Raw genomic sequence first — 26,026 nt, 5'->3', positions numbered from 1 at the left:
CAGCTAGACCGGAAAACAGGCAGAAGGAACGACAACGATGAAAAAGGCACTGCTGCTGGGCACCACGGGGGTTGCGGTCGCCCTTGCCATGCTGGCTTTCGGTTTTGTGGCCGGCAGTCCGCAGGTTGCGAAGGCCGGAACGGCACAGGCTGTCCAGACGGCTCAGCCTGTCCAGACGGCGGCCGATACCAAAATCGACCGCACCGAGGTCGAGGGAATCATCCGCGACTATCTCCTGAAGAATCCGGAAGTGCTGCTGGAAGTGCAGGACGCGCTCGAGGCCAAGCAGAAGGAGGAACAGCGGCTCGCGGCACTGGGCGTCATCAAGAACGCCAAGGACCAGATCTTCAATTCCACCTTCGACGGCGTCGTCGGCAACCCGAACGGCAAGGTCACGATCGTCGAGTTCTACGACTACAATTGCGGCTTCTGCAAACGCGCCATCGAGGACATGCGGGCGCTTACCAAGTCCGATCCGGACCTGCGTTTCGTGCTCAAGGAATTCCCGATCCTCGGCCCGGATTCGCAGAAGGCGAGCGTCGTCTCGATGGCGTTTCACCTGATGATGCCGGAGAAATACGGCGAGTTCCACAATGCGCTGCTCGGCGGCCAGGGGCGCGCCACCGAGGCAACCGCGATCAAGATCGCGCTTTCGCTCGGCGCCGACGAGGCGACATTGCACGAGAAGATGAAGGACCCATCGATCACCGAGGCCTTCACCAAAACTTACGATCTTGCCAACAAACTGCAGATCACCGGAACCCCGTCCTACGTCGTCGGCAACGAGGTCGTGTTCGGGGCGCTCGGGCAGGAAGTGCTTGCCGAAAAGATCGAGGCGGCGAAAGCCGCGCTTTGAGCGGCAAGCGGTTTTCTTCACGGGCGCATTTCGGCCTGTTGTGGACAGTGAAAGAACGCACTTGCGCTCTTTCCGCGGGCGACTATGCCCGGTATAGAGGCCCAGCGCGCCGGCTTGATGCCGGCGCCGGAAAAGGTCGGTTTTTTTGAAAACGGTTTTTGTCCTGAACGGTCCCAATCTCAACGCACTCGGCAAGCGCGAGCCGGGCATCTATGGCGGCAAGACGCTTGCCGCCATCGCTGACGACTGCAAGCAGGCAGGTGCGTCGCTTGGGATCGAGATCGATTTCCGTCAGTCGAACCATGAGGGCGATCTCGTCGACTGGATCCAGGAGGCCGGCGACAAAGCCGCCGGCATCGTCATCAACCCAGGCGCCTATAGCCATACCTCGATCGCAATCCACGACGCCATCCGTTCGATCGCGCCATTGCCGGTTGCCGAAGTTCACCTTTCCAACATTCACGCGCGGGAACCGTTCCGCCACGTCTCCATGGTCGCGCCGGTCGCTGTCGGCATGATCTGTGGCTTTGGGCCGCTCGGCTACACGCTGGCGCTGCAAGCGCTCGCCGCACGCCTATGACCGGCCAACAAACAGAAGGCTCGAAAATGTCGATAAAGAAGACCGGTGTTGACCAGCAACTGATCCGCGATCTGGCGGGCATACTGAACGACACCAACCTGACAGAGATCGAGGTGGAACTCGGCGACCTGAAGGTACGGGTGTCGCGGCAGGCGCCCGCCGTTCACGCGATTGCGGCCCCGCAGCCCACCTATGCACCAACGGCAACCCAGCCCGCGGCCGCCCCGGCGGCGGTCGACGTGTCGAAAAACGCGGTGACCTCGCCCATGGTCGGCACCGCCTATCTGGCGCCGTCGCCGGACGCAAAGCCGTTCATCGAGGTCGGCCAGAAGATCAAGGAAGGCCAGACGCTGCTGATCATCGAGGCGATGAAGACGATGAACCAGATCCCCTCGCCGCGCGCGGGCACGGTGACGGCGATCCTGTTCGAGGACGCGACGCCGGTGGAATACGGCATGCCGCTCGTCGTGATCGAGTAGAGCGGACCTGATGTTCCAGAAGATCCTCATCGCCAATCGCGGCGAAATCGCGCTCCGGGTGCTGCGCGCCTGCAAGGAGCTTGGCATCCAGACGGTGGTGGTGCATTCGACCGCCGACGCTGACGCCATGCATGTCAGGCTCGCCGACGAAAGCGTGTGCATCGGTCCGCCGCCGTCGCGCGACAGCTATCTCAACATCCACCAGATCGTCGCGGCCTGTGAGATCACCGGCGCCGACGCCGTGCATCCGGGCTATGGCTTCCTGTCGGAGAACGCCAAGTTCGCCGACATTTTGGCGGCGCACAACATCACCTTCATCGGCCCGTCCGGCGACCACATCCGCATCATGGGCGACAAGATCGAGGCCAAGCGCACGGCAAAACGCCTCGGCATTCCGGTTGTGCCCGGTTCCGACGGTGCGGTGACCGAGGAAAAAGAAGCCAGGCGCATCGCCGCCGAGATTGGCTATCCCGTCATCATCAAGGCGTCGGCCGGCGGCGGCGGACGCGGCATGAAAGTAGCGCATACGGAGGCAGACCTCGAAATCGCACTGCAGACGGCACGCTCGGAAGCGGGCGCGGCCTTCGGCGACGACGCGGTCTACATCGAGAAATACCTGGAGAAACCGCGCCACATCGAGGTGCAGGTGTTTGGCGACGGCTTCGGCGGCGGCGTGCATTTCGGCGAGCGCGACTGCTCGCTGCAGCGGCGCCACCAGAAAGTCTGGGAAGAGGCCAATTCGCCGGCGCTCAACGCCGAGGAGCGGTCCCGCATCGGCGGTATCTGCGCCAAGGCGATCGCCGATCTCGGCTATTCGGGCGCCGGCACCATCGAGTTCCTGTACGAGAACGGCGAGTTCTATTTCATCGAGATGAACACGCGCCTGCAGGTCGAGCATCCGGTGACGGAAGCGATCACCGGCATCGATCTGGTCCACGAGCAGATCCGCGTCGCGTCCGGCGGCGGCCTTTCGGTCAAGCAGGAAGACATCAAGTTCAACGGCCACGCCATCGAATGCCGTATCAACGCCGAGGATCCCCGCACTTTCACCCCCTCGCCCGGCACGATCACGCATTTTCACACGCCGGGCGGCCTCGGCATCCGCGTCGATTCCGGCGTCTATTCGGGCTACAAGATCCCACCCTACTATGACAGCCTGATCGGCAAGCTGATCGTGCATGGCCGCAACCGCGTCGAATGCATGATGCGGCTGCGGCGGGCACTCGACGAATTCGTCGTCGACGGGATCAAGACGACGTTGCCACTGTTTCGCGATCTCGTCGGCAATGCCGACATCGCCAATGGCGACTACGACATCCACTGGCTGGAAAAATATCTGGCCAAGGGCGAATAGCCTCAACTTGCCGCTATAATGACGCGATGACCCGTCCCTACGCGCCAGGCTATCGCATCCCAACCGACCTTCTGCTCAAGGCATACGCCTCGGGCGTCTTCCCCATGGCCGAAAGTGCTGGTGACCCAGAAGTCTTCTGGGTGCGGCCGGAGACGCGCGGCATCATCCCGCTCGATGATTTTCACACCCCCAAAAGCCTGAAGAAGACGATCCGCAGGCACCTGTTCGAAATCCGTTTCGATTTCGATTTCGAGGCGACGATCGATGGCTGCGCCGAAAAGCGTGAGGAGCGCCGCTCTACCTGGATCAATGCGCCGATCCGCGAAGCCTATGTGCAACTGCACCGCATGGGTCATTGCCACTCGGTCGAGGCCTGGCGCGAGGGGCGTATGGTCGGCGGCCTCTATGGCGTCTCGCTCGGGCGGGTGTTCTTCGGCGAAAGCATGTTTTCCAAAGAGACGGACGCGTCGAAGACCTGCCTAGTGCATCTCGTCGAGCGCCTGAAGGCACGCGGCTTCGCGCTGCTCGATACGCAGTTCACGACAGAGCACCTCAAGCGTTTCGGCGCGATCGACGTGCCGCGCGGCAAATACGAAAAGATGCTGGCAGACGCGCTAAAAGGCGAAGCGGTCTTTTTTCCGTAGGATCAGGCCCTACTTGGGCGACGCCTCGATCGGCGTCTGCGCATGGAACATCATCTTCCAGCCATTGACGCGATGGACGTAGCCGGTGCTGACCAGCGCCGCATAGGGCTCGCCATTTTCGCGCGTCGCATGCGCTTCATAGGTCAGCATGACGATATCGCTGCCGGGTTCGATTATTCCCTTGAGTTCGATGTCGAGGTCGCGCCAGCGGTTGGGTTTGGCTGCGGTCTTGGCCAGATCGGCATTGTCCATGGCCTGTGCCATCTGTGGAAACGCCACAAGGCATTCGGTGTCGACATTGGCAGCATAGTAGGCAGTGTCGCCCGTCCAGAACCCCTTTTCGAGCTCCAGCAACTCGGCCTTGTTGGCCATGATCCGCTTGCTGTCCGACATTGGCGTATCCTCAACGCGCGTGGTGGTGGTCCAACGCGCGCCAGCCATGGCGGTTCCAAGAGATCAGTTGGTGTCCGTCGTAGCCGGTTCCACGGCGTCGTCGGGCTGTGCCGCGTCGGGAGCGACCGGGGGCTTTGGCTTGGTCGCGGCTGGCTTCGACGCGTCGGCTTTCGCCCCATCGGCCTTGGTCGAGCCACTCTTGCCAGCATCGGGCGCCGGCACATCCGACTTCTGCTTGCATTCCTTCAGCCAGACGTCATAGACGGCATGTTCGACGGCGTTGAGCCCCGGACTTTCGGCAAACATCCAACCGGTGAAGATACGGCGGATCTTGCGGTCGAGCGTGATCTCGTCGACCTCGACGAAAGAATCTGTTTTCGGCTGTTCGTTCTGCGGCCGGGAATAGCAGACGCGCGGCGTTACCTGCAGGGCGCCGAACTGCACCGTCTCGTCGATATAGACATCGAAGGTGATGATGCGGCCGGTGATCTTGTCGATGCCGGCGAACTCGGCGACCGGGTTGGTGATGCGATCCGATCCCGCGGGCGCCGCCGGCGCCGGGGCGGCGGGCGCGGGTGAAGCCGCAAAGGCGATGGTGCTGACGGCGAGGCTGGCTGCTAACGTCAGGCCGCCCGTCAATATCGGGTTGAAAAAGCTCATGCAAGGGTACCGGTGGTTCGCGCCCAGGTGATTCCGTCGATCGCCAAGGCTAGTCGCCGTTTTCTGATCAGCAAGCAGCTAAACACCAATTGTGGCGATAAAGGACCGGCCTGCACCTTACCTGTGCAACTCGCGCCGTTACGAGCCCGGCGTCCAGGCGTCGTAGTCGCCGGTGACCTGCGGGCGGTGTTGATTGGTCAGCACCGAGCCCTTCGGACGATAGGCCGATGGCGTGCCGGTCAGATTGGGTAAATGCGGCTTTTGCCAGTCGCGCGGCCGGTAGTCATCGCTGGGGGGAGCGATATCGACACGATGGTGAATCCAGCCGTGCCAGCCCGGCGGAATGGCCGAAGCTTCCGAATAGTTGCGGTAGATGACCCAGCGACGCGTGCGGCCTTCCGAATCGATACCGCCTTCGTAATAGACATTGCCGGCCTCGTCCTGGCCGACCCTCTTGCCGTAGCGCCATGTGTGCAGGCGCGTTCCCAGCGTCTGGCTGTTCCACCAGGTGAAAAACTGCGTCAGGAAAGTCTTCATCTCAGAACCCTCGCGCTGGCGGCGCCCGTTTCCTGCTTATGGCGTCAGGCCTTCGGGAAGGCAAGGGTTTTGCCACGAGGAGCGCGCAAATGGCGCGCCAGGGACCCGACACCAGCCTGTGATCCCCCGGGGGTGACCGGATGCGCGCTTGCCAAGCCTTGCCGCTCTTTCTAAAGCTCTGCGCGCCCATGCGAAAATCCTGTCCCGCTGGGGCTGAAGGAGGCGACGATTGGCCACGCAATTGCCGACCACCGATATTCGCGTCGGCGCCGACCTGATTCGCCGCCGCAAGGGCGGCACACCGATCGTCTGCCTCACCGCCTACACCTATCCGATCGCCCGCCTGCTCGATCCCCATGTCGACCTGCTCCTGGTCGGCGACAGCGTCGCCATGGTCGTGCATGGCCACGAGACGACGCTGGGCGCCTCGCTGGAGATGATGATCGCGCACGGCCAAGCCGTGATGAGGGGCTCGGCCCGGGCCTGCGTGGTCGTCGACATGCCGGCCGGCAGCTATGAGGGGTCCGCCGTGCAAGCCCTGGCCTCGGCACGGCGCATCGTCGGCGAGACCGGCTGCCAGGCGGTGAAGCTCGAAGGCGGCGTCGACATGGCTCGTCAGATTGCCGCGATCGTGGCCGCCGATATCCCGGTCATGGGCCATATCGGCCTGCAGCCTCAATCGGTGAAAAAGGATGGCGGCTACAAGATCAAGGGCCGCACGGACGAGACTGTAGCCGCCCTGATCGCCGACGCGCTGGCGGTCGAGAAGGCCGGCGCGTTCTCGGTGGTCATCGAAGGCACGATCGAGACGGTCGCCGCCGACATCACCCGCCGCATAGCCATTCCAACCATCGGCATCGGCGCCAGCGACGATTGCGACGGCCAGATCCTGGTCGTCGACGACATGGTCGGGCTGACGGTCGACCGCGTGCCGAAATTCGTCAAGCAATACGCCGACCTGCGCAGCGTGATCACGCATGCCGCGGAGCGCTACGCATCGGAGGTGCGGGATCGCGTTTTCCCCGGGCCCGCCCACGTCTTTTCAAAAACCAACGGCGGGGATGACGCGTGAGCCGGCCCCACGTCGTCGATAGCGTTGCCGCGCTTCGCGCGCGAATCCGCGACTGGCGACGCGACGGACAACGCATCGCCATGGTGCCGACCATGGGCGCCTTGCATGACGGGCATCTTTCGCTGGTCAAGATCGCCCTCGAAAGGGCTGATCGTTGCGTGGTGTCGATCTTCGTCAACCCGACGCAGTTCGCACCGACCGAGGATCTCGACAAGTACCCGCGCCAGTTGGCCCGCGACCTCGACATGCTGGCCGCGGCCAAAGCCGACCTTGCGTTCACGCCCGGTGTCAGCGAGATGTATCGCGCAGGCTTTGCCACGAAGATCTCGGTAGGCGGCCCGTCAGCCGGGCTCGAAACGGACTTTCGCCCCACCTTTTTCGACGGCGTCGCCACAGTGGTGGCCAAGCTTCTCCTGCAGGCCGCACCCGACTTCGCCATCTTTGGCGAAAAGGATTACCAGCAGCTTTGCGTCGTCAGGCAGCTTTGCCGCGACCTCGACCTGCCCGTCGAGATCATCGGCGCGCCGACCATACGCGACGCGCATGGCCTCGCCATGTCGTCACGCAACGCCTATCTCGATGAAGCCGACCTCCAGATCGCTCGCCAATTCAACGTCATTCTGCGCAAGGCAGCTGCCGCGCTGGCGGCGGGCGCAGGACAGGAGGAAACGATCGCCGAAGCAAGCCGCGTCTTGGTCGCGACCGGCTTCCAGAAGGTGGATTATGTCGAGGCCCGCGAAAGCCTGACACTCACGCCATGGCGGCGCGACCGCGCGGGCCGCGTTCTCGCCGCCGCCTGGCTGGGAAAAACCAGGCTGATCGACAATGTGGAAGTTCCCGCCGCCTGATCGGCGTTGGCATTCTCAATCAAGGTCGAAGGCTCGCCCTGCCGATGCCATGGCACGGGGAGCCGATCCGCTGATAAGTCACCGCCGCGTTCGCGCTGGCCAGGCTTTCATCCGTCTGGCTTCTGGCTCCCAGCCTATTCCTCGGTCGGCATATGCAGGTACATCGACTGGATGCCGACCCTGCCCGGCCCGGTGAAGCGGTTGACGATGAAATTCAAGTTGGCACCGAAGAAGCCGCTCGACAGCCGGTCGATCTTGGTCTCCATCCTGACCGAGGCATCCTTGAACAGCCAGCCGCCGGGCTCGATGTCTATGATCTCGCCCGGAGCGAGCGTCTTTTCAAAAACGTTGCCATAGCCGTGCAGCCAGACGATGCCGTCACCGGTATCGCCGCGAAACCGGTCGATGAAGAAGCCGCTCTGGCCGAACAGCATCGTCGCCAGGCCGCGTACACGCTCGAACGTGTAGTCGACATTGCTGGTGGCGGCTAGAAACTGGTGCTCGCGGACCTGGATCTCCTCGCCTCGCCGCAGGTGAATCGGCACGATGTGACCCGGCCCATCACGGCTGAAGGCGATGATGCCCGCCCCCGACGCCTCGGTGACGAAGATCTGCATGCCGGCCATCATGCGCTTCAGCGCGCCCTTCAGCGATTTCAGGCCGATGGTGATTGTGGAATTCTTCCACAGCAGGATGTGGTGCTCGAAATAGACAGGCATCCGCGTCACATCGACGGAAAGCACGGGCACCAGTTCGCCCGCTATGTGATAGGTGACGCCACCAAAGGTTTCATCCGACACCTCGGTCGGCATCAGTTCCGGCAGACTTGGCATGGTTCCCCCCAAAGCCATCCTTGTGTCGGTTTATTCCGGCTTCACACGGGTCGGCCTAGGCAGCTTTGGTGCCGGACACCAGGGCCGTCAAACGAAAACAGATCCCGCGACGCGCGCTCGCGCGAAGGTGATCACGCCGCCACGGTGCTCAGGCGGCAAGTACCCGTTCATAGATCAGCGCCGGGATGGCAGAGCTGGCGGAGCCGCAATTCTCGGTGCGGCCGACGAAGCCGTTGGCCTGATAAAAGGCAACGGCGCGGGTGTTCTTCTCTTCCACTTCGAGCCGAATGCGGTGAGCTTCCGGAAAACTCTCGATGATCTCGTCGAGGAGCATGCCGCCGATACCGCGGCCCTGCAGCGAGGGAAGCACGTAGATCTGCCTGAGCATGACCACGCCGCCGCCATCGACGGCTTCGGCAAACGCCATGCCGCCAATGCGCTTGCCGTCATCGGCAACGAGGAACTCGCTGCTCGGCTTTACCAGCCTGGCTTTCAATGAGGCGATGGAGTGCCATTCATTGGTGATTTCGGTGACCCGTTCAGCGCCATAGATGGCGTCATACGTCGCATGCCAGGTCTCGACCAGCAACGCCCGGACGGCTGCGAGGTCGCGATCCCCGGCGGTGCGAACGAACATGCTTTTACTCGATGCCCAGCTTGGCCTTGACGAGGTCGTTGACGGCCTGCGGATTGGCCTTGCCGCCAGTCGCCTTCATCACCTGGCCGACGAACCAGCCGGCCATGGTGGGCTTGGCGCGAGCCTGCTCGACCTTGTCGGGATTGGCCGCGATCACCTCGTCGACCGCCTTCTCGATGGCCCCGGTATCGGTGACCTGCTTCATGCCACGGCTTTCGACCAGCTGGCGCGGATCCCCACCCTCGTTCCAGACGATCTCGAACAGGTCCTTGGCGATCTTGCCGGAGATGGTGCCTTCCTTGATCAGATCGATGACAGCGCCAAGCTGGTCTGGCGAAACCGGAGCGGATTCAATGTCCTTGCCGGCCTTGTTGAGAGCACCCAGCAGATCGTTGATGACCCAGTTGGCGGCGAGCTTGCCGTCGCGACGGGCCGCCACCTTCTCGAAATAATCGGCGATCGGCTTTTCCGACACCAGGATCGCGGCGTCGTAGGTCGAGAGGCCGAGCGAGGAGATCAGCCGCAGCTTCTTGTCGTCGGGCAGTTCCGGCAATTCCTTGGCCAGCGTATCGACATAGGCCTGGTCGAATTCCAGCGGCAGAAGGTCGGGATCGGGGAAGTAGCGATAGTCGTGCGCCTCTTCCTTGGAGCGCATCGAGCGCGTCTCGCCCTTTACGGCGTCGAACAGCCGCGTTTCCTGGTCGATCCTGCCGCCATCCTCGATGATGGCGATCTGCCGGCGCGCCTCGTAGTCGATGGCCTGGCCGATGAAGCGGATCGAGTTCATGTTCTTGATCTCGCAGCGGGTGCCGAATTCGCCACCTGGCCGGCGTACCGAGACATTGACGTCGGCGCGCAACGAGCCTTCGTCCATGTTGCCGTCGCAGGTGCCGAGATAGCGCATGATGGTCCGCAGCTTGGTCACATAGGCCTTGGCCTCATCGCCGGAGCGCATGTCGGGTTTCGACACGATCTCCATCAGCGCCACGCCGGAGCGGTTGAGGTCGACATAGGACATGGTCGGGTGCTGGTCGTGGATCGACTTGCCGGCATCCTGCTCCAGGTGCAGGCGCTCGATGCCAACCTCGATGTCCTCGAACTCGCCCTGGCGGTCGGGGCCGACCGAGACGATGACCGTGCCCTCGCCGACGATCGGCTGCTTGAACTGCGAGATCTGGTAGCCCTGCGGCAGGTCCGGATAGAAATAATTCTTCCGGTCGAAGACCGACTTGTGGTTGATCTGCGCCTTCAACCCCAGGCCGGTGCGGATCGCCTGCTTGACGCATTCCTCGTTGATGACGGGCAGCATGCCTGGCATCGCCGCATCGACAAGGCTGACATTGGCATTGGGCGCGGCACCGAACGCGGTCGAAGCGCCGGAGAACAGCTTTGCTTCCGAGATGACCTGTGCGTGCACCTCGAGGCCGATGATGATCTCCCAGTCGCCGGTGGCGCCGGATATCAGGCGTTTTGCGTCAGGGGTGCGAGTGTCGATGATGCTCATTGTGGCCTACGGACTGAAGTGCATTAATGCAACTTCGCTAGTGCAAACCGCCAAAAGAGACAAGCGCAAAGCCGCGGGCGCAAAGCCGGGGGCTGGCCTCTTCGACCGCTTTCGCCTGTATCCGTTCGTCTCAATGGAGAGTGGATGTCCACTTACGCGCAGTCCCGGTGAGGCCCTGACCTCGTAGCGAGGCAGGGCAGAAAACCTGAAACCCCGTGCCGCGAAGCTTCGCGGCGCGGTATTTTTCGTTTTCCGGGAACTCTTCACATGGATATTTCGCGCATTGAACAGCGCATCCTGCACCTGCTCGCGCAGGGCGGACGCATTGAAATCGAAAGGAACGACAAGAAACGGATCGCCTCGGTCAAATGCCTGACCCGCGACGGCTGGCATTACCCCGGCGTCGATCTCGACCTGTTTCGAAATTGAAACGCAAGAAGGCGGTTTCGTCGTCCGGCGGCGGGCCCTACCGCATCACGAAGCGCGGGCTCGAACTCGTTCGCTCCGAACTCGACAACAGGTAGCCTTGGTGCCGCGGGCCGACACCCGGCCGGTAGTTGCCGGCCGCTCAGGCGGTAGCGATGTAGGCCCGGATTTCCTCGGCCTCGCGCTCGACGTCCTCGATGCGGCGCTTGACCACGTCGCCGATGGATACGATGCCATCGAGCAGGCCGTCCTTTTCCACCGGGAGATGGCGGAAGCGGCCCCTGGTCATGATCTCCATCACCTCGTTGACGGTGTGGTTTTCGTTGCAGATCTTCACCTTCGGCGTCATCGCCGAGCGCACTGCTATATCGAGGGCGGCACCGCCTTCCCTGGCTACCACGCGCACGATGTCGCGCTCCGAAAGGATGCCGACGATCTTGCGATCGCCATTGGTGATGACCAGCGCGCCGATCCTGTGCTCGGCAAGGATGCGGATGGCTTCGCTCAGTTTTTCGTTCGGCCCGAGCGTCAACACGTCATGGCCTTTTTGCTCGAGAATGGCCTTAACCGTCATGGCGTCCTCCTCTACTTTGCCAACCGGTTCCTGCCTGACCGGCTTTCACATAAGAGTGAACATCGTGCGCCGTGATCGGTTGCATTTCAAGCCCGGTCGGAGGTCTCCCATTCGGGCGCTTGCCATATCCCGTCGAACCAGCGCAGGCCGAAGAAGCCCGCGACAAAGCCGCCGATATGGGCCTCCCAGGCGACCTGGCCATCCACGCCGGGCGCGAAGCCGAGAAGGCCGGTGGCCAGATTGATGATCATCCACATGGCCAGGAAGATGACGACGCCGCGCGAGCGCAGCACGACCCCGACCGGCAGCACCGGGCCGGCGAAAGCAGCCTTGCCGGCCGAGCGGTCGGTGCGGAAGCCAAAGCGCGCCGCAGCCCCCATCATGCCCGATATGGCGCCCGATGCGCCGACCAGCGGCGCTTCTCCGTACGGATGCATCGCCCAGAAGAGCGCCACCGAAGCCAACCCGGTGGCGGCAAAGAACAACGCGAACCGAAGCGCGCCGAGCCGATTGGCCAGCGGCGAGCCGAAGGCGGCAAGCCAGACCATGTTGATGGCGATATGGGCAAAGCCGCCATGCATGAAGGCATAGGTGAAAGGCCGCGTGAAGAGAAACCAGTCGAACCCGTACCGGCCGGTATAGAGGACCGGAATGAAAGCTCCGTCATAGAGCAGCGTCATCTGCTGGGCGTCGTTCAGCGCATATTGCTGCAGCAGGTAGACGACCGCGCAGATGCCGATCACCGCCAGCACGATCGGCGGCAGATTGAACACCGGCTCACGCACCGGTGGCGGCATGGTCTCGGCCGGTTCGGGCTCGGACGGATTTTGCTGTTCGCTCATCTGCAATCGCACTCGATGCTGGTTCGACGGGGCTGGTTCGACTGGGCTGGTTCGGTCTGGCGAGCATCTAGATCACCGCCGATGGAACCGCAAACGGCGAATCGTCCCGCTCCGAATCAAAGGGGCGAATCAAAAAAGAAGCCGTCCAAGGTTTCCCCTGAACGGCCGGTCGAGCCCCTGCTCCCCTAAAACTCTTGACTGAAGTGCTGCCGATCGTCGCGAAACGACCGCTTCTGGAGTGGTTTTGGTGTGCCACGCGGCGGCCCCGGGCGCAACGTAAACCAGTTGTTAACCTTAACGGCCCCGACCCGTGAACAAGTGTTAACGACGCTGGCACGCTTCCTGCTCCCCAACGCATGTAGGTCATCGGAGGGCGCCCTTCTGTTCACCGATGGGACATCAGACGACAGAATGCGCGGAGCTTTGTAGTATGAACCAAAACGGATCGATCACGCTGTTCCACTATTGGAACCGCCTGCGTGACGGACGCCCCGCTCCGAAGCGATCGGAAGTCGAGCCGGCCGATATCAAGTCGCTGTTGGCCGATACGTTCATCCTCGAAAAGGACACGCGTGGGCAGCCTGTATTTCGCCTGGCCGGCACCAGGCTCTGCGCCTCCTACGGCCGCGAACTCAAGGGATTCTCCTTCCCGTCGCTGTGGCGGGAGAAGGACCAGAGGCTGGTTTCGCGGCTCATTCACGGGGTTTTCGAGCAGAAATCGGTCGTGCTGATCATTTTCGAGGGCTTCAGCCGCAACGGCCGCTCCAACAAGTTCGAATTGCTCGCCTTGCCGCTCGACGGCGGCATCGAAAATCCACGCTGCCTCGGCGTGATCAGCGCCGTGGAGAAGCCGTTCTGGCTGGGCGCGGATCCGATCACCGACGCCTTGATCGATTCCATCCGCGTCATCGACCCGGAGAAGGAACTGCTGAACAGCCGTCCGGCGATCAACGTTCCCTCGCTCGTTCCCGACGAGATCGAGGCGCCCGAAACGATCTCCGCGCTCGGCCGTGCCCGCCGCATCCGCCATCTCGTCGTTTTCGATGGCGGGCGGGACGAATAGTTGACGATCGCATGGTCTTGCAGGCTCGTTTTTCCCCTTTGTTAACCCGATTTGTTGTAGTTCTCTGCTGAAGTTCCTCGCATCCACGCGCGGGAATGCCAAACGGGGTGTAGGCAGTCATGAGGTCAGCGGCGGTCGACTACGCGCCGTCCCAAGCTGAAAGGCGTAACTTTCAGCGCGTCCGGGTCAAAATCTACGGACGTTTCATGCTGGAGGACCGCACCGAGCACCCATGCCAGGTGGTGGACATGTCGCCCGGCAACGTGGCGCTTCGCACCGACCGCATCGGCATGCCCGGCGAGAAAGTCATCGCCTATATCGACCATATCGGCCGCATCGAGGGTGTGCTGACACGCACGCTGCCGGATGGCTTCGCAATGACGGTGATCGCGTCCGACCGCAAGAAGGACAAACTCGCCGCGCAGTTGACATGGCTTGCCAACAAGCACGAACTCGACCTGCCGGAAGACCGCCGCCACGAGCGCGTCTCGCCCCGCAACCCGACGAGCGTGCTGCAGCTCACCGACGGCCGCCAGTATCAGTGCCGGATCATCGATCTGTCGCTGTCGGGCGCCGCGATCGAGATCGACGTGAAACCGGCGATCGGCGTCCAGGTCATGCTCGGCACGATGCGGGGTCAGATCGTCCGGCATTTCGAAGATGGCGTCGCCATCGAATTCGCCGTCATCCAGCGCCCCGAGACGCTCGATTCCGAATTCAACACGCCGCGCGCCTGATCGGGCCGCAAAGCATGCCCGTCAAGCCGGCCTCGCGGCCGGCTTTTTCGATTTCGGGGTGCGGCGATTGATAGGTCTTGGATGGCAGGTCGCCATAGTCGGAAATGGTCCGCGGGAGGCCGAATTTGCCGAAACCCCAGCGCAGCAATCCAACCAATTCAATACTAAAATGATTCAAATTTTATGTTTATTCTATAGACGTTTTACTTAAAATCTACTCCGGACCTTTGCGTCGAATAAATCCAGATGTGGCACTGTCTCCTTCGAACGGGGAGACTGAACAATGAAAAAAACGAGGGGCAAGCTGTTGCTGATGGCAATGGCGATGCAGCTTTCCGCCTGGGGATCAGCATATGCCGCGGGACCGGCCTATATGCATACCGGCGGACGCACGACGCAGCCTGTTGGCCACTATGAATTCTGCCAACGCATCCCCGGCGAATGCAACGAGAAGACCGCCAAGGGGGCGCCTGTCGACCTGAGCCGCAAGCTCTGGGCGACGATCGTGAGCATCAACAATTCGGTCAACACCCGCATCAAGCCGCGCACCGACATGGAAAACTACGGTGCCGAGGAATACTGGGCCTACCCGGACAATGGCTATGGCGATTGCGAGGACTACGCGCTGGAAAAGCGCCGCGAGTTGATGGATGCGGGCGTGCCGGCCGGCGACCTCTTGATGACGGTTGCGCGCCAGCCGAATGGCGACGGCCACGCGGTGCTGACCGTGCGCACCAGCCTCGGCGAGTTCGTCCTCGACAATCTTGAAACCAAGGTGCTGTCCTGGACGGATACCGACTACACCTATCTCAAGCGTCAATCGACGGAGAATTCCGGCGTTTGGGTGACGATCAACGACGGCCGTTCCGACGCGGTCGCCAGCGTCCGCTGAGGACGCCAATGAGATCAGGCGCGTTGCACGACGCGCTTAACGAGAAACCCGGTCGAGTCCCCACCCTCCCCGTCCCCAACGACCGGGTCAAAGGAGCCGGCCCCGTCCCCGGGCCGGCTCCGCCATTTCTGGGAAGACATCAGTACATTGTGGTATAAATTTCCACAGGCGGAAGATCGAGATATTATCAGTCGGCAACTCCGCTTCTGGACCGCAGCCGATGCAGGAAATTCCGGAAGATCGATGCGAACGCCATCGTCTGTTCAGGGCGATCGACGATGCCTTCAAGGCTGGCGACTTCGTGGCCCTCGGCACCGCCCTGGGTCGTTCGCCCCGCTGGTTTGACGAGCGCATGCCGTTTGAGCTCGGCCTTGGCCATCCGCTCGAATACGCGATCTACTGGAGCCCGCTTGCCTTCGTCGTGGCGCTGCTCGACGCCGGGTCGAGCCCAAACTACGACGATCATGCCGGATTTCCATCGATCATCGCGGCGCTGTCCACCGAGCGCGCGGACAAGCTCGACATCATCCGCATCCTCATCGATCACGGCGCCGATGCGGACATGCGAGGTGTCAACGACTGGACGCCGCTCCATCACGCCGTGGCCATGCGAGACGCCGAGGCGATCCGCCTGCTTCTTGCCGCCGGCGCGGATCCCTCTTTGAGGACTCGCATCGACCACTGCACGACAGCGCTGGAAGAAGCAGAGATTGCAGGGTTCGAGGTGGGCGCGTCGCTGCTGCGGGCAGCCCTTGCGGAGCGCTCAACCGGCAGCCGGGATTAATAGGCGCCGGTGGCCGACGGCATGCCGGCCGAGACCTCAGACCTTCTTCAACCCGAGCTTGAAGCGCCTGGCGTTGGCGACGTAGTGCGCGGCCGAGGCCCGCAGCCGCTCGACCGCCGCGTCGTCCAGCACCCGGATCGCCTTGGCGGGCGAGCCGACGATCAGCGAATTGTCCGGAAATTCCTTGCCTTCGGTGACCAGAGCGCCGGCGCCGACGAGTGAATTCTTGCCGATCCTGGCGCCGTTGAGCACGATGGCGCCCATGCCGATCAGGCTGTTGTCACCAATCGTGCAGCCATGCAGCATGGCGCGATGGCCGATCGTACAGCCCTCGCCGACGGTCAGCGGAAAGCCGGGATCGGTGTGCATGACGGTATGTTCCTGCACATTGGTGTCGGCGCCGATGACGATGGGCTCGTTGTCACCCCTGATGACGGCGCCGAACCAGAAGCCGGCATTGCGGCCGATCCTGATGTCGCCGATCAGCGTCGCATCGGGCGCGATCCAGTTCGAGTCCGCGTCGGCGAAGCTCGGCTCCGTTCCATCGATCGCATAAAGCGGCATTGTCGGTCTCCGAATCGCCTCAGGCTGGAAACCCTAGGAGACCGACGGCCCAGGAAGCAATGGCCAGTACGACGATGCCCAGCGCCAACGACCAGGCAATAGCGGTGCAGCCGCATGACAGGAGCGCCACTGTCGAGATGCGGTTCGCGCGCCTGGCGTCAAGCGCATCGTTGACCAGCATGAACGGCCCGGCGCCCGCGGTCACAGCCAGCGAGCGCAGCACATGGGCGGGCGACACATAGGGTTCGGTGAAGGCGACCTTGCGACCCGATACCAGCTCCATTGTCGAGCCCGCCAGACCGCAAACCGTCAAGCCGACGACAAAAGCGAACAGCAAGAGTTCCATCTGGGCCACATTAACCCTCCATTTACCATGCAATCGCACAGTCGTTTCAGGAAGTCTGCAAGGGCCGTGCCGTGCGAAGTGTGCCGTCAAGGGACACTTGGACCGCGGACACACGGATGGCCGTTTGGCGGTGGAACGAGGACCGAGATGAAGCAGGCAGCGATCGCCGACGGCCCGAAACTGACCGTGGTCGATTCCATGCTGATGAAGCGGGTGTTCTACGCGTTCGCGGCTCTGGCCTTGCTGTCGATAGCCATCAGCCTTGGCGGCAAATGGTTCGGCCGTTCCATTGCCATGGCCGGCTACACCGACGACGCGACCGTGCGCGAAGTGGTGATCGGCAAGAACGTCATCACCGTGCCGGCCAATTTCATCCGGTTCGAGCAGGCCCGGCGCGACGGCGTCGCCACGCGCCTCGACCTTTATATGCGCTATCCCCAGATGGACGGCTACAGCGAGGCGTCGCGCGATGATTTCAATCACGCCGGAGCCAACAGGAACATCATTTTCCTGTCCTTCGAGCAGCAGATGATGTCGCGCGACATGAGCGGCCGGTTCGGGCCGATCTACAGCGCGCTCATCATCCAGCCCGGCATACCAGGCCCCGGCGGCACGACGGTCTACGGGTTCAATGAGAAATCAGGCTACCTGAACGAGGTGCTGGTCGTCGGCAAGCGCGCGGGCACCGACCCTTTCGTGGCCCGCTGCCTCAGCGGGCCGAGCGCCGGCGAATCGCTGGCGCCCTGCGAGCGGGATATCCATGTCGGGGACGATCTCAGCCTTACCTATCGCTTCCCAAGGGAATTCCTTGACGACTGGCAGACGCTAGACGCGGCAATCACGGCCAAGGCGGGGCGAATCCTAAAGACCGGACATTGACAGGCAGAAGAGGCCGGCCGCGCTCGATGCGGCCTGCCGTGGCATTGCGGGCTCAGGCCAGGTCGATGTCCAGGATCGCCATCGAGAAATTGTAGTCGCCGTCGTCCTCGTCCTTGAAGACGATGCCGAGGAATTCGTCACCGACATAGACCTCGGCCGAATCTTCCTTGCGCGGCCGTGCCTTGACCTCAAGCTTGGGGTTCTGGAAGACGCGCTTGAAATAGGCGTCCAGCTTTCTGATTTCGTCCGGCTTCAACAGTCTTCTCCGATCATCGGCTTGCTCGTTTGAACGGCGCTTCTGGCACGTCGACAATGGCGATGTAAAGGCAAGCCGGTCTTATTGCACCGGAAGCGGCAGCGCTGCCGGGCATTCATCCGGGGCAACTGCCGGCAAATCAGATATCGAAACTGATGACATGGTCCATCTTCTGCGACGGCAGAAGCTGGTCCATCTGGCGCGAAGGCTGGTCGCAGCCGGTCTCGCCAACCACGCGGGCCGGCACGCCGGCTACCGTCTTGTTGTGCGGCACAGGCGACAGCACCACCGATCCGGCGGCAATCTTGGAGCAATGGCCGATCTCGATGTTACCGAGAATCTTGGCGCCGGCGCCAATCAGCACGCCGTGGCGGATCTTGGGATGGCGGTCGCCGCCGGCCTTGCCGGTGCCGCCCAGCGTCACGCCATGCAGGATCGACACGTCGTCCTCGATAACCGCCGTCTCGCCGACGACGAGGCCGGTGGCGTGATCGATGAAGATGCCCTTGCCGATGCGCGCGGCCGGATTGATGTCGGTCTGGAAGACCGCGGACGAGCGGCTCTGCAGGTAGAGCGCGAAATCCTTGCGGCCGTGGTTCCACAGCCAATGCGCCAGCCGGTGGGTCTGGATGGCATGAAAGCCCTTGAAATAGAGCACCGGCATGATGAACCGGTCGCAAGCCGGGTCGCGGTCATAATAAGCCTGGATGTCGACGCGTACCGTGGTCGGCCAGTCCTTGTCGTCGGCGAGCATCGACTTGAAGGTCTGGCGGATGAGATCGGAGCCGATATCCTGATGAGCAAGCCGCTCCGCGATCCTATGGATAACAGCCTCTTCCAGACTCTCCTGGTTAAGGATCGTGGAATAGAGGAACGCGGCCAGCAAGGGGTCGCGGTTGACCGCTTCCATCGCTTCGTCGCGGATCGAACGCCAGATCGGATCGACCGGCTGCAACGCGCTTTGGCGGGAAATGCTGATGCTGTTCATCGACGTCTCGTCCTGCGTCCTGCTAGTCTGCCTGCCATCTGGCCGCACATATAAGCCAGTTCATAGCATGATTGAACTCAATTTTCCTTAGTGCTGTGTCAAATGGATTTGGTTCGCGGGAATTCAAGCAGCCATGGAAAACGAACCCTTGATCGACGATGCCCTGAAAACCGAGCTTTCGGTCCTCTACAAGGCCGGCGATCGCCACTATCACAACCTCACTCATATCGAAGCGATGCTGGAGCTGGCCGATGACTATCGAACGCTTCTGGACGACCCCGAGGCCGTCGAAGCGGCGATCTGGTTCCATGACGCCGTGTATGACAGCAGGGCCAAGGACAACGAAGCGCAAAGTGCCGCCCTTGCCGAGCAAAAGCTCGCCGGCCGCATCGATGCCGGGCGGCTGAGCCGCGTCAGCGCAATGATCCTCGCCACCGCCACGCACCAGGTGCCGCTGTTCGACGACGTTGCGGCGACGCGCGACGCCAGCTTGTTCCTCGACATGGATCTTTCGATCCTGGGTGCCGCACCGGATGCATTCGACGCCTATGAACGCGCGGTTCGCCGCGAATATGGCTGGGTGGAAGAGGCTATGTGGCGTGCCGGGCGCGGTGCGGTGCTGAAAGGCTTCCTTGCCCGCCCGCATATTTTTCACACGCAGGAGTTCCGGCAGCGCTTCGAGCCGCAGGCAAGGCGGAACATGGCACGGTCGCTGCAGGCCTTGACCTGATTTAGATCATTTTCGCGACCCGAGACGCTCGTCCCCCAAACGCCGGAGCCTCAGAGCGGATTTTCGGCATAAAACTCCAGCACGCGCTGCTTGAAGGTCTTGTCCCCGACGGCCAGCATATGGTCCCTGCCCTCGATGTGGAAGGCCCTGGCGTTCGGCATCAGCGCCGCAAGCTCGTCCGGCGATCCGCCAATGTCGTCGGTGGTACCGACCGCGATCAGCGTCGGCTGGGCGATGCGGGCAATATCCTGCTCATCAAGCAGTTCCCGTGAGGTCACGATGCAGGCGGCAAGCGCCCGGCGGTCGCTGCGGGTCTGGTCGGCGAAGGCGCGAAAAGAGCGACCGCGCGGATGGGTGGTCGCGGCCGGATCCTCGGCCAGAAGGGCGGCCGCGATCGGATCCCAATCGCCTACTCCATCGATCATGCCGATGCCGAGGCCACCAAAAACCAGCGTCGCCACTTTGTCCGGGTCGGACAGTGCCAGGAAGGCCGCGATGCGCGCGCCCATCGAATAACCCATGACATGGGCGCGCTCGATGCCGAGATGACCGAGCAGGGCTGCCGCGTCCGAAGCCATTTTCGCCGGTGTATAGTCGGCCTCCTCATAGCTCTTGGATGACGAGCCGTGGCCGCGATTGTCGAAGGCAATGGCGCGGTAGCCGGCATCGTTGAGCGTCTTGAACCAGCCGGGCGACACCCAGTTGACATAATGGCTCGATGCAAAGCCGTGGATCATGAGCACCGGATCGCCCTCGCCCGATGCCGGCTGACGGTCGAGGAAAGCCAGATCGAACCCGTCATGAGAGAAAAACTGCATCGGCTACACCACCATCGGCACTCAGCCGCCGCCATTTGGCGCATCGCCGTCGTCCGCCGGCGGCGCGCTCGGACCGGAGACCGTGCCGATGGCCGGATGGCTCAACAGATTGCCATATTCGATGCCGTTCCTGGCGGCCGTGCCGGCCTTGAGTTCAAGTACGAAACGCACGGGTACGCCAGGTGAAATGACGGCCTCGGACTGCGGTACGCCCTGTTTGACAGCCCGGATCTTGCCGTCCTGACCAATAAAAATCAGGTCAAGCGGCATCGGCGTGTTCTTCATCCAGAAGCCGACCTGTTGCTGGATCGGAAAAACGAACAGCATGCCATGGTCGTCCGCCATCTCCTGGCGATACATCAGCCCGGCCTCCCGCTCCGCGTCGGTGTCGGCGACTTCAATGGAAAACGAGCGATCTCCGTTTTTCGTCGCCACAACCAGCGGCGCGGGATCGACGGGAAGGACCATGGCCCGGCCATCGGCCGCGCTGGGTATCTGGAAATAGAAGAATGCGGCGGCGGCGACCATGACGGCAGCCACAGCGCACATCACGCCCGCCGTCAGCCCGTTCCTGTGTGTCATATGAAATCCTCGGCCGGATCGCCCTAGTGCGAGACCGGCAAGGTGCCCATATCGGGGTGAATTTCGGCGGCCATAAGGCCTTTGTCACCGCGGCCGAAACGGACAAGCACGACCTGCCCTGGCCGAAGCTCGGTGATGCCGTAGCGCCGCAAGGTTTCCATATGGACGAAAATGTCCTCGGTGCCCTCGCCGCGCGTCAGAAAACCAAACCCCTTGGTGCGGTTGAACCATTTGACCAAAGCGCGTTCGAGCCCGCTCTCCGGAGTCACCGAGACGTGGGTGCGCTGTTCCTGCATTTCCGCGGGATGGACGGCGGTGGTGACATCCATGGAAAGCACACGGAACGCCTGCAGCCCGCGCTCACCCTGCTTGACAAGGCAGACCACGCGCGCGCCTTCCAGGGCAGTCTGGAAGCCGTCCCGTCGAAGGCAAGTCACATGGAGGAGGATATCGCCCGAAACACCGTCATCGGGAAGGATAAAGCCATAGCCCTTGGCCACATCGAACCATTTGATGGCGCCGGCAATCTCGGCCAGGTCGGCATCGCCGCCTTCGTCGTGAGACAAAGCGTCGCCAAGGGTATTGGCCCGCCCCGTCAAAGAGGCCTTTTCCCCCATAAGAATGCCCCCTTTATTCAAGAACACCGCAACTGATTCTTGACACCAGATTAACACCGCGGCTTCCGGTGTGTGCAAGACCTGACGTGCCTTTTTTCACGGTTCATTGCGGGAATACCGGATTTGTTCTTTGCCGGCACCGCTTGCCGCCTCACGATTGCCCTTTGACCGGGCCGACCCTATGTTGCGCCGCAACCCAACAGATCGAGGAAAACACATGCGCTATCTGCACACCATGGTCCGCGTCGCCGATGTCGATGCCTCACTCGATTTCTACTGCAACAAGCTCGGCCTGAAGGAAGTTCGCCGCTATGAAAACGAGCAGGGCCGCTTCACGCTGATCTTCCTGGCCGCTTCGGAAGACGAGCAGAGCGGCATCAACGAGAAGGCGCCGCTGGTCGAACTCACCTACAATTGGGATCCGGAAGACTACAAGGGCGGGCGCAACTTCGGTCACCTCGCCTATGAGGTCGACGATATCTACGCCACTTGCCAGCATCTGATGGACAATGGCGTCACCATCAACCGGCCGCCGCGCGACGGCAACATGGCTTTCATCAAGTCGCCTGACGGCATCTCCATCGAGCTTCTGCAAAAAGGCCCAGCGAAGGCCAAGGCCGAGCCGTGGGCATCGATGGCGAATACCGGAAGCTGGTAATCGATCACCTTTTCGAGTGGCCGGCGGCCACTCGATGGTGTTTGGCGAGGTTGTGCCTATCTATGCAGCCATGGCGCCTGCCCGGAAGAGCGGCGCCTCGTATGAGATTGAGCTTCGGAGAACCTTCATGCCGACAAGCCATGCCAATGTCGCCACGGCCCATGCAAGCCGCTATCTGCAACAGCTGTGCAAGCATTGGGCGCACAAGTTTCCCGTCGAGTTCGACCCCAACCACGGCATCATCGACCTTTCACTCGGCCGTACGGTCATGGACGCCGACGGGGCAGCGCTGCACATCACGGTATCGACCGACGAGCCCGCTTCGATCGAGCGCCTCGAAAGCGTCGTTGCCGACCACATCAAGCGCTTTGCGTTCCGCGAAGAACTGGCCTTCGACTGGAAACGCGCCGACGCGGCATAGTTCGTTCATGCGTGTCGCCGCCGCGCATTTCCGGCGAGACGCATGGATCAATCGCTGCCGGACTTGCCCGCCATCTCCAGCAGCGCCAGCACCGAACGCCAATTGCGTGCCGTGCCCGGCACTTTCAACGTGCGCGGAATGAGGTTGGCGAACACCGATTTGCCGAGCCCGTCCGGCGCGCTGAGGTAGAGCACGTCGCCCTTGACCTCGAAACGCTCGGGACCAGTGCACTTTTCCGCCAACCGCGCCACCTCGTCGGCGGTCGGCTCTCGCTCCAGCGCATAGGCGTGGAGCTTTGTGTGGTCGGCGGCCGCTTCCGGATATGGATTTTCGCGCACCAGCCTTTCGAACCATTCGAAATCGCGCACCATGATGCGCGAATGGAAACCCCATTTTGTCTCGAAGGCCGCCTCGATCCGTTTGGTCAGCGCGGCCGCATCACCCTTGTCGGCCCGGAACACGACATTGCCGCTCTGCACATAGGTGGCGACATCGGAAAAGCCGAGATCCTCGAAGAAGGCCCGCAACTCCGCCATCTTGACGATGCGGTTGCCGCCGACATTGATGCCGGAAAACAGGGCGATGAAGATCTTTCCGCTCATATGATGAACCCGGCCAATGTCTCGTTTTCGGTGATGTCCTGATACTGGACGCCCTCGGCCTCGAAATTTGCCTCAAGGAGATCGAAATTGCGCCGATCCTTGGTTTCGATGCCGATCAGCACCGAGCCGAAATTGCGCGCCGACTTCTTCAGATATTCGAAGCGGGCGATGTCGTCGTCGGGACCCAGCATGTCGAGGAAGTCGCGCAGCGCGCCCGGCCGCTGCGGAAAACGGATGATGAAATATTTCTTCAGGCCCTCGAAGCGCAGCGCCCTTTCCTTGACGTCCGGCAGCCGCTCGAAATCGAAATTGCCCCCAGACACCACGGCGACGATGGTCTTGCCCCTGATCTCCTTCCTGGAAAAATCCTTCAGCGCGTCGATCGCCAGCGCGCCGGCGGGCTCCAGGACCACACCTTCGATGTTGAGCATCTCGATCATGGTCGCGCAGAGCCGGTTTTCCGGGATGAGCCGCACGCTGTCGGCGGCAAACTCCTTGAGATAGCGCAAAGGTTCGCGGCCGATCTCGGCAACCGCCGCGCCGTCGACGAAGTTGTCGACCTTGGCGAGCTTCAGCCGTTTTCCCGCGGCGAGGCTCTCACGCAGGCTCGGCGCGCCGGCCGGCTCGCAGAAGACGAAACGCGCCTCGCGGCCCTGATCGGCGAAATAGTGCGTCACCCCGGCGGCGAGCCCGCCGCCACCCACCGGCAGCATGACGATGTCGGGCATGCGCCCGCCCGGCATCTGGTCCGCGATCTCGTAGGCGACCGTCGCCTGGCCCTCGATGATATCCTTGTGATCGAAGGGCGGCACCATGTGGGCACCGGATCTTTCGGTGAATTCGAAGGCGGCGCGGTAGCAGTCGTCGAAGAAATCGCCGACCAGCCTGATCTCGACGAAATCGCCGCCAAACAGCCTGGTCTTGTCGATCTTCTGCTGCGGCGTCGTCACCGGCATGAACACCACGCCCTTCTTGCCGAAATGGCGGCAGACGAAGGCGAAGCCCTGCGCGTGGTTGCCGGCGGACGCACAGACAAACAGCTCGGCCTGGTTGCCTTCGCCAAGCGCCCTGCGGAAGAAGTTGAAGGCGCCACGGATCTTGTAGGAGCGCACGGGGCTCAAATCCTCGCGCTTCAGCAGCACCCGCGCGCCGGTCTTCTTCGACAGATAGTCATTTTCCTGCAGCGGCGTTTCCGGGAAGATCTGGCGGATCGCGGAGGCGGCGGTGGCGACGCGCGAGGAAAAGCTGGTCATGGCAAGATCATCCCGGGATCGCCTGCGGGCGAGTTAGAGGAGAACCCTATTACACATCCGGCCCCGCAAGACCATTGCCCGGTCGAGCCCGTGCCCGCAACGGCGCCTTCCCGAAATGCTAGCAAGCACTTGGGGACGTTTGTTCATGCCTCTTCGTCGCGCTGAGCCGCGCATTGGTGGACGCGGAAGTTCGACATCCGGCCAGTTGCAGGTGCTTGTCTTGTGCGACCTTGCGGCCTTGCTGCCCGCTTTGGCTTTCGCGCAACACTGCGCCGGCGGTCGCGCGGCGCCGACCGCATTTTGGCTGGACACGACTTACTTCCGCCGCACTTCGCCTGCTGGGGAGATATCGCGGAGGGTGGATTGGCCCTTTTTGGGCTCGAGTGGATTTTTTGACGTGCATTTGAAGACGATTTGCATTCTTGCGCTTGCGCTGCTGGTGGCGGGCTGCGGCGGCCGCAAAACCGAGGAACTGCTCGGCAGCGCGGTCATGTCCGCGCCGGTGACGGAAATCGCGGGCAACCACTCGATCTTCATTGCCACGACCCGCAAGGCCTCCGACGATCCAAACAAGGTTTTCGACGGCGAACGCTCGGCGACGCTGAACTACGCCCGCGTCAACGTCACCGTTCCCGGTCTCCACCAGACCGGGCAGATCGAGCGGCGCTCGCGCGGCAAATCGAACGATCCCGCCAAGTATTTCATGGCTTCCGAAGTCGTCGGCTACGACACGCAGCCGAAATTCGCCAGCGCGCTCAGCGCCGACATAGCGGCACGCGGCGGCCGCGTCATGGTCTTCGTCCACGGCTACAACACCGGCTTCGACGACGCCGTCTACCGCTTGACCCAGATCGTCCACGATTCCGGCTATCCGGGAACGCCGGTGCTGTTCTCGTGGGCCTCGGGAGCCAAGACCACCGACTATGTCTATGACAAGGAAAGTGCCAGTGCCGCCCGCGACCAGCTCGAAGTGACGTTGCGCATGCTGGCGCAGAGCGGCGCGCGGCGCATCGACATCGTCGCCCATTCGATGGGAACCTGGGTGACGATGGAGACACTGCGCCAGCTCGCCATCACCGGTGACCGCGACCTCGGCGGCAAGCTCGGCGACGTGGTGCTCGCCTCTCCCGACATCGACGTCGATGTGTTCAAGAGCCAGATGCGCCGCTATGGCAAGCCCGACAAGCCGTTCATCCTGCTGTTGTCTGATGACGATCGCGCGCTGAGATTGTCCGGCCTGATCGCCGGCTCGCGCCCACGCGTCGGCGACTACAAGGATGCCGCGGACCTTGCCTCCTATGGCGTGACGGTCGTCGATCTCTCCAAGGTCAAGGGCAGCGACAGCTTCAACCACACGAAATTCGCCGACAATCCGGCACTGGTGAAGATGATCGGCCAGCGGCTGCGCGAGGACGATGGTTTCGCCAGCGACCGGGACGTGACCGACCGCATCAGCCTGCTTGGGCGGTAGATGCGGCGCAGCGGATTTCGCCGTGCCTGTTCAGCATCGCCGAACGATCGGCTCACTTTGAACTGGACCGCGCCCGCCTCTGGCCTTATCGGAGTATCGAGCGACGTCATGCGTTTGACGTCCCCC

Annotated in this window: 33 protein-coding genes and 1 pseudogene; 17 read left to right on the top strand and 17 right to left on the bottom strand. The window is 62.4% G+C overall.

Annotated features, from left to right (window positions below; all coding sequences use genetic code 11):
* Window positions 1-37 precede the first annotated feature (37 nt).
* From LB516_RS17090 to aat, 5 genes are all read left to right on the top strand, one after another.
* Entirely contained in the window at window positions 38-856 is an 819-nt protein-coding gene (locus LB516_RS17090) for a DsbA family protein (RefSeq protein ID WP_140792535.1), read from the top strand.
* A 145-nt stretch (window positions 857-1,001) separates the two neighbouring features.
* A complete protein-coding gene (gene aroQ, locus LB516_RS17085; RefSeq protein ID WP_015318037.1) occupies window positions 1,002-1,436 on the top strand; it encodes a type II 3-dehydroquinate dehydratase in 435 nt (144 codons plus the stop codon).
* 26 nt (window positions 1,437-1,462) lie between these two features.
* Entirely contained in the window at window positions 1,463-1,915 is a 453-nt protein-coding gene (gene accB, locus LB516_RS17080) for an acetyl-CoA carboxylase biotin carboxyl carrier protein (protein ID WP_015318038.1), read from the top strand.
* Window positions 1,916-1,925: 10 nt separating this feature from the next.
* On the top strand, window positions 1,926-3,269 hold the full coding sequence (gene accC / locus LB516_RS17075) for an acetyl-CoA carboxylase biotin carboxylase subunit (protein WP_015318039.1): 1,344 nt from the start codon (window positions 1,926-1,928) through the stop codon (window positions 3,267-3,269).
* A 26-nt stretch (window positions 3,270-3,295) separates the two neighbouring features.
* Window positions 3,296-3,913 (top strand): leucyl/phenylalanyl-tRNA--protein transferase, encoded by a 618-nt coding sequence (gene aat / locus LB516_RS17070; protein ID WP_224720035.1) that lies wholly within the window; start codon window positions 3,296-3,298, stop codon window positions 3,911-3,913.
* A 9-nt stretch (window positions 3,914-3,922) separates the two neighbouring features.
* Here the strand turns inward: aat and LB516_RS17065 are convergent, their stop codons facing one another.
* From LB516_RS17065 to LB516_RS17055, 3 genes are all read right to left on the bottom strand, one after another.
* A complete protein-coding gene (locus tag LB516_RS17065; protein ID WP_140616926.1) occupies window positions 3,923-4,306 on the bottom strand; it encodes a hypothetical protein in 384 nt (127 codons plus the stop codon).
* Between the two features lie 63 nt (window positions 4,307-4,369).
* Entirely contained in the window at window positions 4,370-4,966 is a 597-nt protein-coding gene (locus LB516_RS17060; RefSeq protein ID WP_224720034.1) for a DUF2155 domain-containing protein, read from the bottom strand.
* Between the two features lie 138 nt (window positions 4,967-5,104).
* A complete protein-coding gene (locus LB516_RS17055) occupies window positions 5,105-5,503 on the bottom strand; it encodes an NADH:ubiquinone oxidoreductase subunit NDUFA12 (RefSeq protein ID WP_015318043.1) in 399 nt (132 codons plus the stop codon).
* Window positions 5,504-5,732: 229 nt separating this feature from the next.
* Between LB516_RS17055 and panB the strand changes: the two genes are divergently transcribed.
* Window positions 5,733-6,575, top strand: coding sequence for a 3-methyl-2-oxobutanoate hydroxymethyltransferase (panB, locus tag LB516_RS17050; RefSeq protein WP_015318044.1), 843 nt, complete (start codon window positions 5,733-5,735; stop codon window positions 6,573-6,575).
* Window positions 6,572-7,423, top strand: coding sequence for a pantoate--beta-alanine ligase (gene panC / locus LB516_RS17045; protein WP_140792531.1), 852 nt, complete (start codon window positions 6,572-6,574; stop codon window positions 7,421-7,423). The genes panB and panC overlap by 4 nt, the downstream gene beginning before the upstream one ends.
* A gap of 134 nt (window positions 7,424-7,557) precedes the next feature.
* On the opposite strand, the gene LB516_RS17040 is transcribed toward panC, so the two are convergent.
* The 3 genes from LB516_RS17040 to gatB all read right to left on the bottom strand — a co-directional run bounded on the left by LB516_RS17040 (window position 7,558) and on the right by gatB (window position 10,397).
* Window positions 7,558-8,256: an AIM24 family protein gene (locus tag LB516_RS17040; protein WP_015318046.1), complete on the bottom strand. Its 699-nt coding sequence runs from the start codon at window positions 8,254-8,256 to the stop codon at window positions 7,558-7,560.
* Window positions 8,257-8,404: 148 nt separating this feature from the next.
* Window positions 8,405-8,893 carry a GNAT family N-acetyltransferase gene (locus LB516_RS17035; protein WP_224720033.1) on the bottom strand — a complete coding sequence of 163 codons (489 nt, stop codon included), beginning with the start codon at window positions 8,891-8,893 and terminating at the stop codon, window positions 8,405-8,407.
* 4 nt (window positions 8,894-8,897) lie between these two features.
* The gene (gene gatB, locus LB516_RS17030) at window positions 8,898-10,397 is read right to left on the bottom strand and encodes an Asp-tRNA(Asn)/Glu-tRNA(Gln) amidotransferase subunit GatB (RefSeq protein ID WP_224720032.1); all 1,500 of its coding nucleotides are present in this window, start codon (window positions 10,395-10,397) and stop codon (window positions 8,898-8,900) included.
* Between the two features lie 267 nt (window positions 10,398-10,664).
* Here gatB and LB516_RS17025 point away from each other — a divergent pair.
* Window positions 10,665-10,921, top strand: a pseudogene (locus LB516_RS17025) (YjhX family toxin).
* 44 nt (window positions 10,922-10,965) lie between these two features.
* Here the strand turns inward: LB516_RS17025 and LB516_RS17020 are convergent.
* Entirely contained in the window at window positions 10,966-11,397 is a 432-nt protein-coding gene (locus tag LB516_RS17020) for a CBS domain-containing protein (protein WP_015318050.1), read from the bottom strand.
* A gap of 86 nt (window positions 11,398-11,483) precedes the next feature.
* The gene (locus tag LB516_RS17015; RefSeq protein ID WP_140665519.1) at window positions 11,484-12,239 is read right to left on the bottom strand and encodes a rhomboid family intramembrane serine protease; all 756 of its coding nucleotides are present in this window, start codon (window positions 12,237-12,239) and stop codon (window positions 11,484-11,486) included.
* A gap of 430 nt (window positions 12,240-12,669) precedes the next feature.
* Here LB516_RS17015 and LB516_RS17010 point away from each other — a divergent pair, with 430 nt between their 5' ends.
* The 4 genes from LB516_RS17010 (at window position 12,670) to LB516_RS16995 (ending at window position 15,715) form a co-directional block, all read left to right on the top strand.
* A complete protein-coding gene (locus LB516_RS17010) occupies window positions 12,670-13,302 on the top strand; it encodes a PAS domain-containing protein (protein ID WP_015318052.1) in 633 nt (210 codons plus the stop codon).
* Between the two features lie 119 nt (window positions 13,303-13,421).
* Window positions 13,422-14,039, top strand: a complete 618-nt coding sequence (locus tag LB516_RS17005) for a PilZ domain-containing protein (protein ID WP_015318053.1) — start codon at window positions 13,422-13,424, stop codon at window positions 14,037-14,039.
* 283 nt (window positions 14,040-14,322) lie between these two features.
* Window positions 14,323-14,931, top strand: coding sequence for a transglutaminase-like cysteine peptidase (locus LB516_RS17000; RefSeq protein WP_224682267.1), 609 nt, complete (start codon window positions 14,323-14,325; stop codon window positions 14,929-14,931).
* Between the two features lie 220 nt (window positions 14,932-15,151).
* Window positions 15,152-15,715 carry an ankyrin repeat domain-containing protein gene (locus LB516_RS16995; protein WP_015318056.1) on the top strand — a complete coding sequence of 188 codons (564 nt, stop codon included), beginning with the start codon at window positions 15,152-15,154 and terminating at the stop codon, window positions 15,713-15,715.
* A gap of 36 nt (window positions 15,716-15,751) precedes the next feature.
* Here LB516_RS16995 and LB516_RS16990 read toward each other — a convergent pair whose 3' ends face one another.
* Together LB516_RS16990 and LB516_RS16985 are read right to left on the bottom strand one after the other, a co-directional pair.
* Window positions 15,752-16,279 (bottom strand): gamma carbonic anhydrase family protein, encoded by a 528-nt coding sequence (locus tag LB516_RS16990; protein ID WP_015318057.1) that lies wholly within the window; start codon window positions 16,277-16,279, stop codon window positions 15,752-15,754.
* Between the two features lie 19 nt (window positions 16,280-16,298).
* Complete coding sequence (locus LB516_RS16985) at window positions 16,299-16,625, bottom strand: DUF6949 family protein (protein ID WP_263485710.1); 327 nt, start codon at window positions 16,623-16,625, stop codon at window positions 16,299-16,301.
* A gap of 147 nt (window positions 16,626-16,772) precedes the next feature.
* On the opposite strand from LB516_RS16985, the gene LB516_RS16980 reads away from it, so the two are divergent.
* Complete coding sequence (locus tag LB516_RS16980) at window positions 16,773-17,504, top strand: hypothetical protein (protein ID WP_140823585.1); 732 nt, start codon at window positions 16,773-16,775, stop codon at window positions 17,502-17,504.
* A 52-nt stretch (window positions 17,505-17,556) separates the two neighbouring features.
* Here LB516_RS16980 and LB516_RS16975 read toward each other — a convergent pair whose 3' ends face one another.
* Together LB516_RS16975 and cysE are read right to left on the bottom strand one after the other, a co-directional pair.
* On the bottom strand, window positions 17,557-17,760 hold the full coding sequence (locus tag LB516_RS16975; protein WP_006200852.1) for a DUF3126 family protein: 204 nt from the start codon (window positions 17,758-17,760) through the stop codon (window positions 17,557-17,559).
* Window positions 17,761-17,899: 139 nt separating this feature from the next.
* Window positions 17,900-18,748: a serine O-acetyltransferase gene (cysE, locus tag LB516_RS16970; RefSeq protein ID WP_015318060.1), complete on the bottom strand. Its 849-nt coding sequence runs from the start codon at window positions 18,746-18,748 to the stop codon at window positions 17,900-17,902.
* Between the two features lie 133 nt (window positions 18,749-18,881).
* Between cysE and LB516_RS16965 the strand changes: the two genes are divergently transcribed.
* Complete coding sequence (locus tag LB516_RS16965) at window positions 18,882-19,478, top strand: hypothetical protein (RefSeq protein ID WP_224720031.1); 597 nt, start codon at window positions 18,882-18,884, stop codon at window positions 19,476-19,478.
* Between the two features lie 50 nt (window positions 19,479-19,528).
* On the opposite strand, the gene LB516_RS16960 is transcribed toward LB516_RS16965, so the two are convergent.
* The 3 genes from LB516_RS16960 to LB516_RS16950 are packed head-to-tail and all read right to left on the bottom strand — an operon-like array spanning window position 19,529 to window position 21,495.
* Window positions 19,529-20,296, bottom strand: coding sequence for an alpha/beta fold hydrolase (locus tag LB516_RS16960; RefSeq protein WP_015318062.1), 768 nt, complete (start codon window positions 20,294-20,296; stop codon window positions 19,529-19,531).
* A gap of 21 nt (window positions 20,297-20,317) precedes the next feature.
* Window positions 20,318-20,878 (bottom strand): DUF192 domain-containing protein, encoded by a 561-nt coding sequence (locus LB516_RS16955; protein ID WP_224720030.1) that lies wholly within the window; start codon window positions 20,876-20,878, stop codon window positions 20,318-20,320.
* A gap of 23 nt (window positions 20,879-20,901) precedes the next feature.
* Window positions 20,902-21,495, bottom strand: coding sequence for a cold-shock protein (locus tag LB516_RS16950; RefSeq protein WP_015318064.1), 594 nt, complete (start codon window positions 21,493-21,495; stop codon window positions 20,902-20,904).
* 217 nt (window positions 21,496-21,712) lie between these two features.
* Between LB516_RS16950 and gloA the strand changes: the two genes are divergently transcribed.
* Window positions 21,713-22,153, top strand: coding sequence for a lactoylglutathione lyase (gene gloA / locus LB516_RS16945; RefSeq protein ID WP_015318065.1), 441 nt, complete (start codon window positions 21,713-21,715; stop codon window positions 22,151-22,153).
* 127 nt (window positions 22,154-22,280) lie between these two features.
* Window positions 22,281-22,574, top strand: coding sequence for a DUF2218 domain-containing protein (locus LB516_RS16940; protein WP_224682270.1), 294 nt, complete (start codon window positions 22,281-22,283; stop codon window positions 22,572-22,574).
* Between the two features lie 47 nt (window positions 22,575-22,621).
* On the opposite strand, the gene LB516_RS16935 is transcribed toward LB516_RS16940, so the two are convergent.
* Together LB516_RS16935 and ilvA are read right to left on the bottom strand one after the other, a co-directional pair.
* Window positions 22,622-23,176 (bottom strand): DUF1697 domain-containing protein, encoded by a 555-nt coding sequence (locus LB516_RS16935; protein ID WP_023773109.1) that lies wholly within the window; start codon window positions 23,174-23,176, stop codon window positions 22,622-22,624.
* Entirely contained in the window at window positions 23,173-24,429 is a 1,257-nt protein-coding gene (gene ilvA, locus LB516_RS16930) for a threonine ammonia-lyase IlvA (RefSeq protein ID WP_224682271.1), read from the bottom strand. The genes LB516_RS16935 and ilvA overlap by 4 nt, the downstream gene beginning before the upstream one ends.
* Before the next feature lie 397 nt (window positions 24,430-24,826).
* Between ilvA and LB516_RS16925 the strand changes: the two genes are divergently transcribed.
* Window positions 24,827-25,900, top strand: a complete 1,074-nt coding sequence (locus tag LB516_RS16925; protein ID WP_224682272.1) for an alpha/beta hydrolase — start codon at window positions 24,827-24,829, stop codon at window positions 25,898-25,900.
* The last annotated feature ends 126 nt before the right edge of the window (window positions 25,901-26,026 follow it).

The sequence above is a fragment of the Mesorhizobium sp. CO1-1-7 genome, assembly GCF_020164885.1.
Taxonomy (GTDB): Bacteria; Pseudomonadota; Alphaproteobacteria; order Rhizobiales; family Rhizobiaceae; genus Mesorhizobium; species Mesorhizobium australicum.
The sequence above is the reverse complement of the archived record's forward strand: the minus strand, read 5'-3'. Positions and strand labels throughout refer to the sequence as shown.

Coding starts and splice junctions, on each gene's coding strand:
- LB516_RS17090 (WP_140792535.1), top strand. CDS start 38: ATGAAAAAGGCACTGCTGCTGGGCACCACGGGGGTTGCGGTCGCCCTT.
- accB (WP_015318038.1), top strand. CDS start 1,463: ATGTCGATAAAGAAGACCGGTGTTGACCAGCAACTGATCCGCGATCTG.
- accC (WP_015318039.1), top strand. CDS start 1,926: ATGTTCCAGAAGATCCTCATCGCCAATCGCGGCGAAATCGCGCTCCGG.
- aat (WP_224720035.1), top strand. CDS start 3,296: ATGACCCGTCCCTACGCGCCAGGCTATCGCATCCCAACCGACCTTCTG.
- LB516_RS17065 (WP_140616926.1), bottom strand. CDS start 4,306: ATGTCGGACAGCAAGCGGATCATGGCCAACAAGGCCGAGTTGCTGGAG.
- LB516_RS17060 (WP_224720034.1), bottom strand. CDS start 4,966: ATGAGCTTTTTCAACCCGATATTGACGGGCGGCCTGACGTTAGCAGCC.
- LB516_RS17055 (WP_015318043.1), bottom strand. CDS start 5,503: ATGAAGACTTTCCTGACGCAGTTTTTCACCTGGTGGAACAGCCAGACG.
- LB516_RS17040 (WP_015318046.1), bottom strand. CDS start 8,256: ATGCCAAGTCTGCCGGAACTGATGCCGACCGAGGTGTCGGATGAAACC.
- LB516_RS17035 (WP_224720033.1), bottom strand. CDS start 8,893: ATGTTCGTTCGCACCGCCGGGGATCGCGACCTCGCAGCCGTCCGGGCG.
- gatB (WP_224720032.1), bottom strand. CDS start 10,397: ATGAGCATCATCGACACTCGCACCCCTGACGCAAAACGCCTGATATCC.
- LB516_RS17020 (WP_015318050.1), bottom strand. CDS start 11,397: ATGACGGTTAAGGCCATTCTCGAGCAAAAAGGCCATGACGTGTTGACG.
- LB516_RS17015 (WP_140665519.1), bottom strand. CDS start 12,239: ATGAGCGAACAGCAAAATCCGTCCGAGCCCGAACCGGCCGAGACCATG.
- LB516_RS17010 (WP_015318052.1), top strand. CDS start 12,670: ATGAACCAAAACGGATCGATCACGCTGTTCCACTATTGGAACCGCCTG.
- LB516_RS17005 (WP_015318053.1), top strand. CDS start 13,422: ATGAGGTCAGCGGCGGTCGACTACGCGCCGTCCCAAGCTGAAAGGCGT.
- LB516_RS17000 (WP_224682267.1), top strand. CDS start 14,323: ATGAAAAAAACGAGGGGCAAGCTGTTGCTGATGGCAATGGCGATGCAG.
- LB516_RS16995 (WP_015318056.1), top strand. CDS start 15,152: ATGCAGGAAATTCCGGAAGATCGATGCGAACGCCATCGTCTGTTCAGG.
- LB516_RS16990 (WP_015318057.1), bottom strand. CDS start 16,279: ATGCCGCTTTATGCGATCGATGGAACGGAGCCGAGCTTCGCCGACGCG.
- LB516_RS16985 (WP_263485710.1), bottom strand. CDS start 16,625: ATGGAACTCTTGCTGTTCGCTTTTGTCGTCGGCTTGACGGTTTGCGGT.
- LB516_RS16980 (WP_140823585.1), top strand. CDS start 16,773: ATGAAGCAGGCAGCGATCGCCGACGGCCCGAAACTGACCGTGGTCGAT.
- cysE (WP_015318060.1), bottom strand. CDS start 18,748: ATGAACAGCATCAGCATTTCCCGCCAAAGCGCGTTGCAGCCGGTCGAT.
- LB516_RS16965 (WP_224720031.1), top strand. CDS start 18,882: ATGGAAAACGAACCCTTGATCGACGATGCCCTGAAAACCGAGCTTTCG.
- LB516_RS16960 (WP_015318062.1), bottom strand. CDS start 20,296: ATGCAGTTTTTCTCTCATGACGGGTTCGATCTGGCTTTCCTCGACCGT.
- LB516_RS16955 (WP_224720030.1), bottom strand. CDS start 20,878: ATGACACACAGGAACGGGCTGACGGCGGGCGTGATGTGCGCTGTGGCT.
- LB516_RS16950 (WP_015318064.1), bottom strand. CDS start 21,495: ATGGGGGAAAAGGCCTCTTTGACGGGGCGGGCCAATACCCTTGGCGAC.
- gloA (WP_015318065.1), top strand. CDS start 21,713: ATGCGCTATCTGCACACCATGGTCCGCGTCGCCGATGTCGATGCCTCA.
- LB516_RS16940 (WP_224682270.1), top strand. CDS start 22,281: ATGCCGACAAGCCATGCCAATGTCGCCACGGCCCATGCAAGCCGCTAT.
- LB516_RS16935 (WP_023773109.1), bottom strand. CDS start 23,176: ATGAGCGGAAAGATCTTCATCGCCCTGTTTTCCGGCATCAATGTCGGC.
- ilvA (WP_224682271.1), bottom strand. CDS start 24,429: ATGACCAGCTTTTCCTCGCGCGTCGCCACCGCCGCCTCCGCGATCCGC.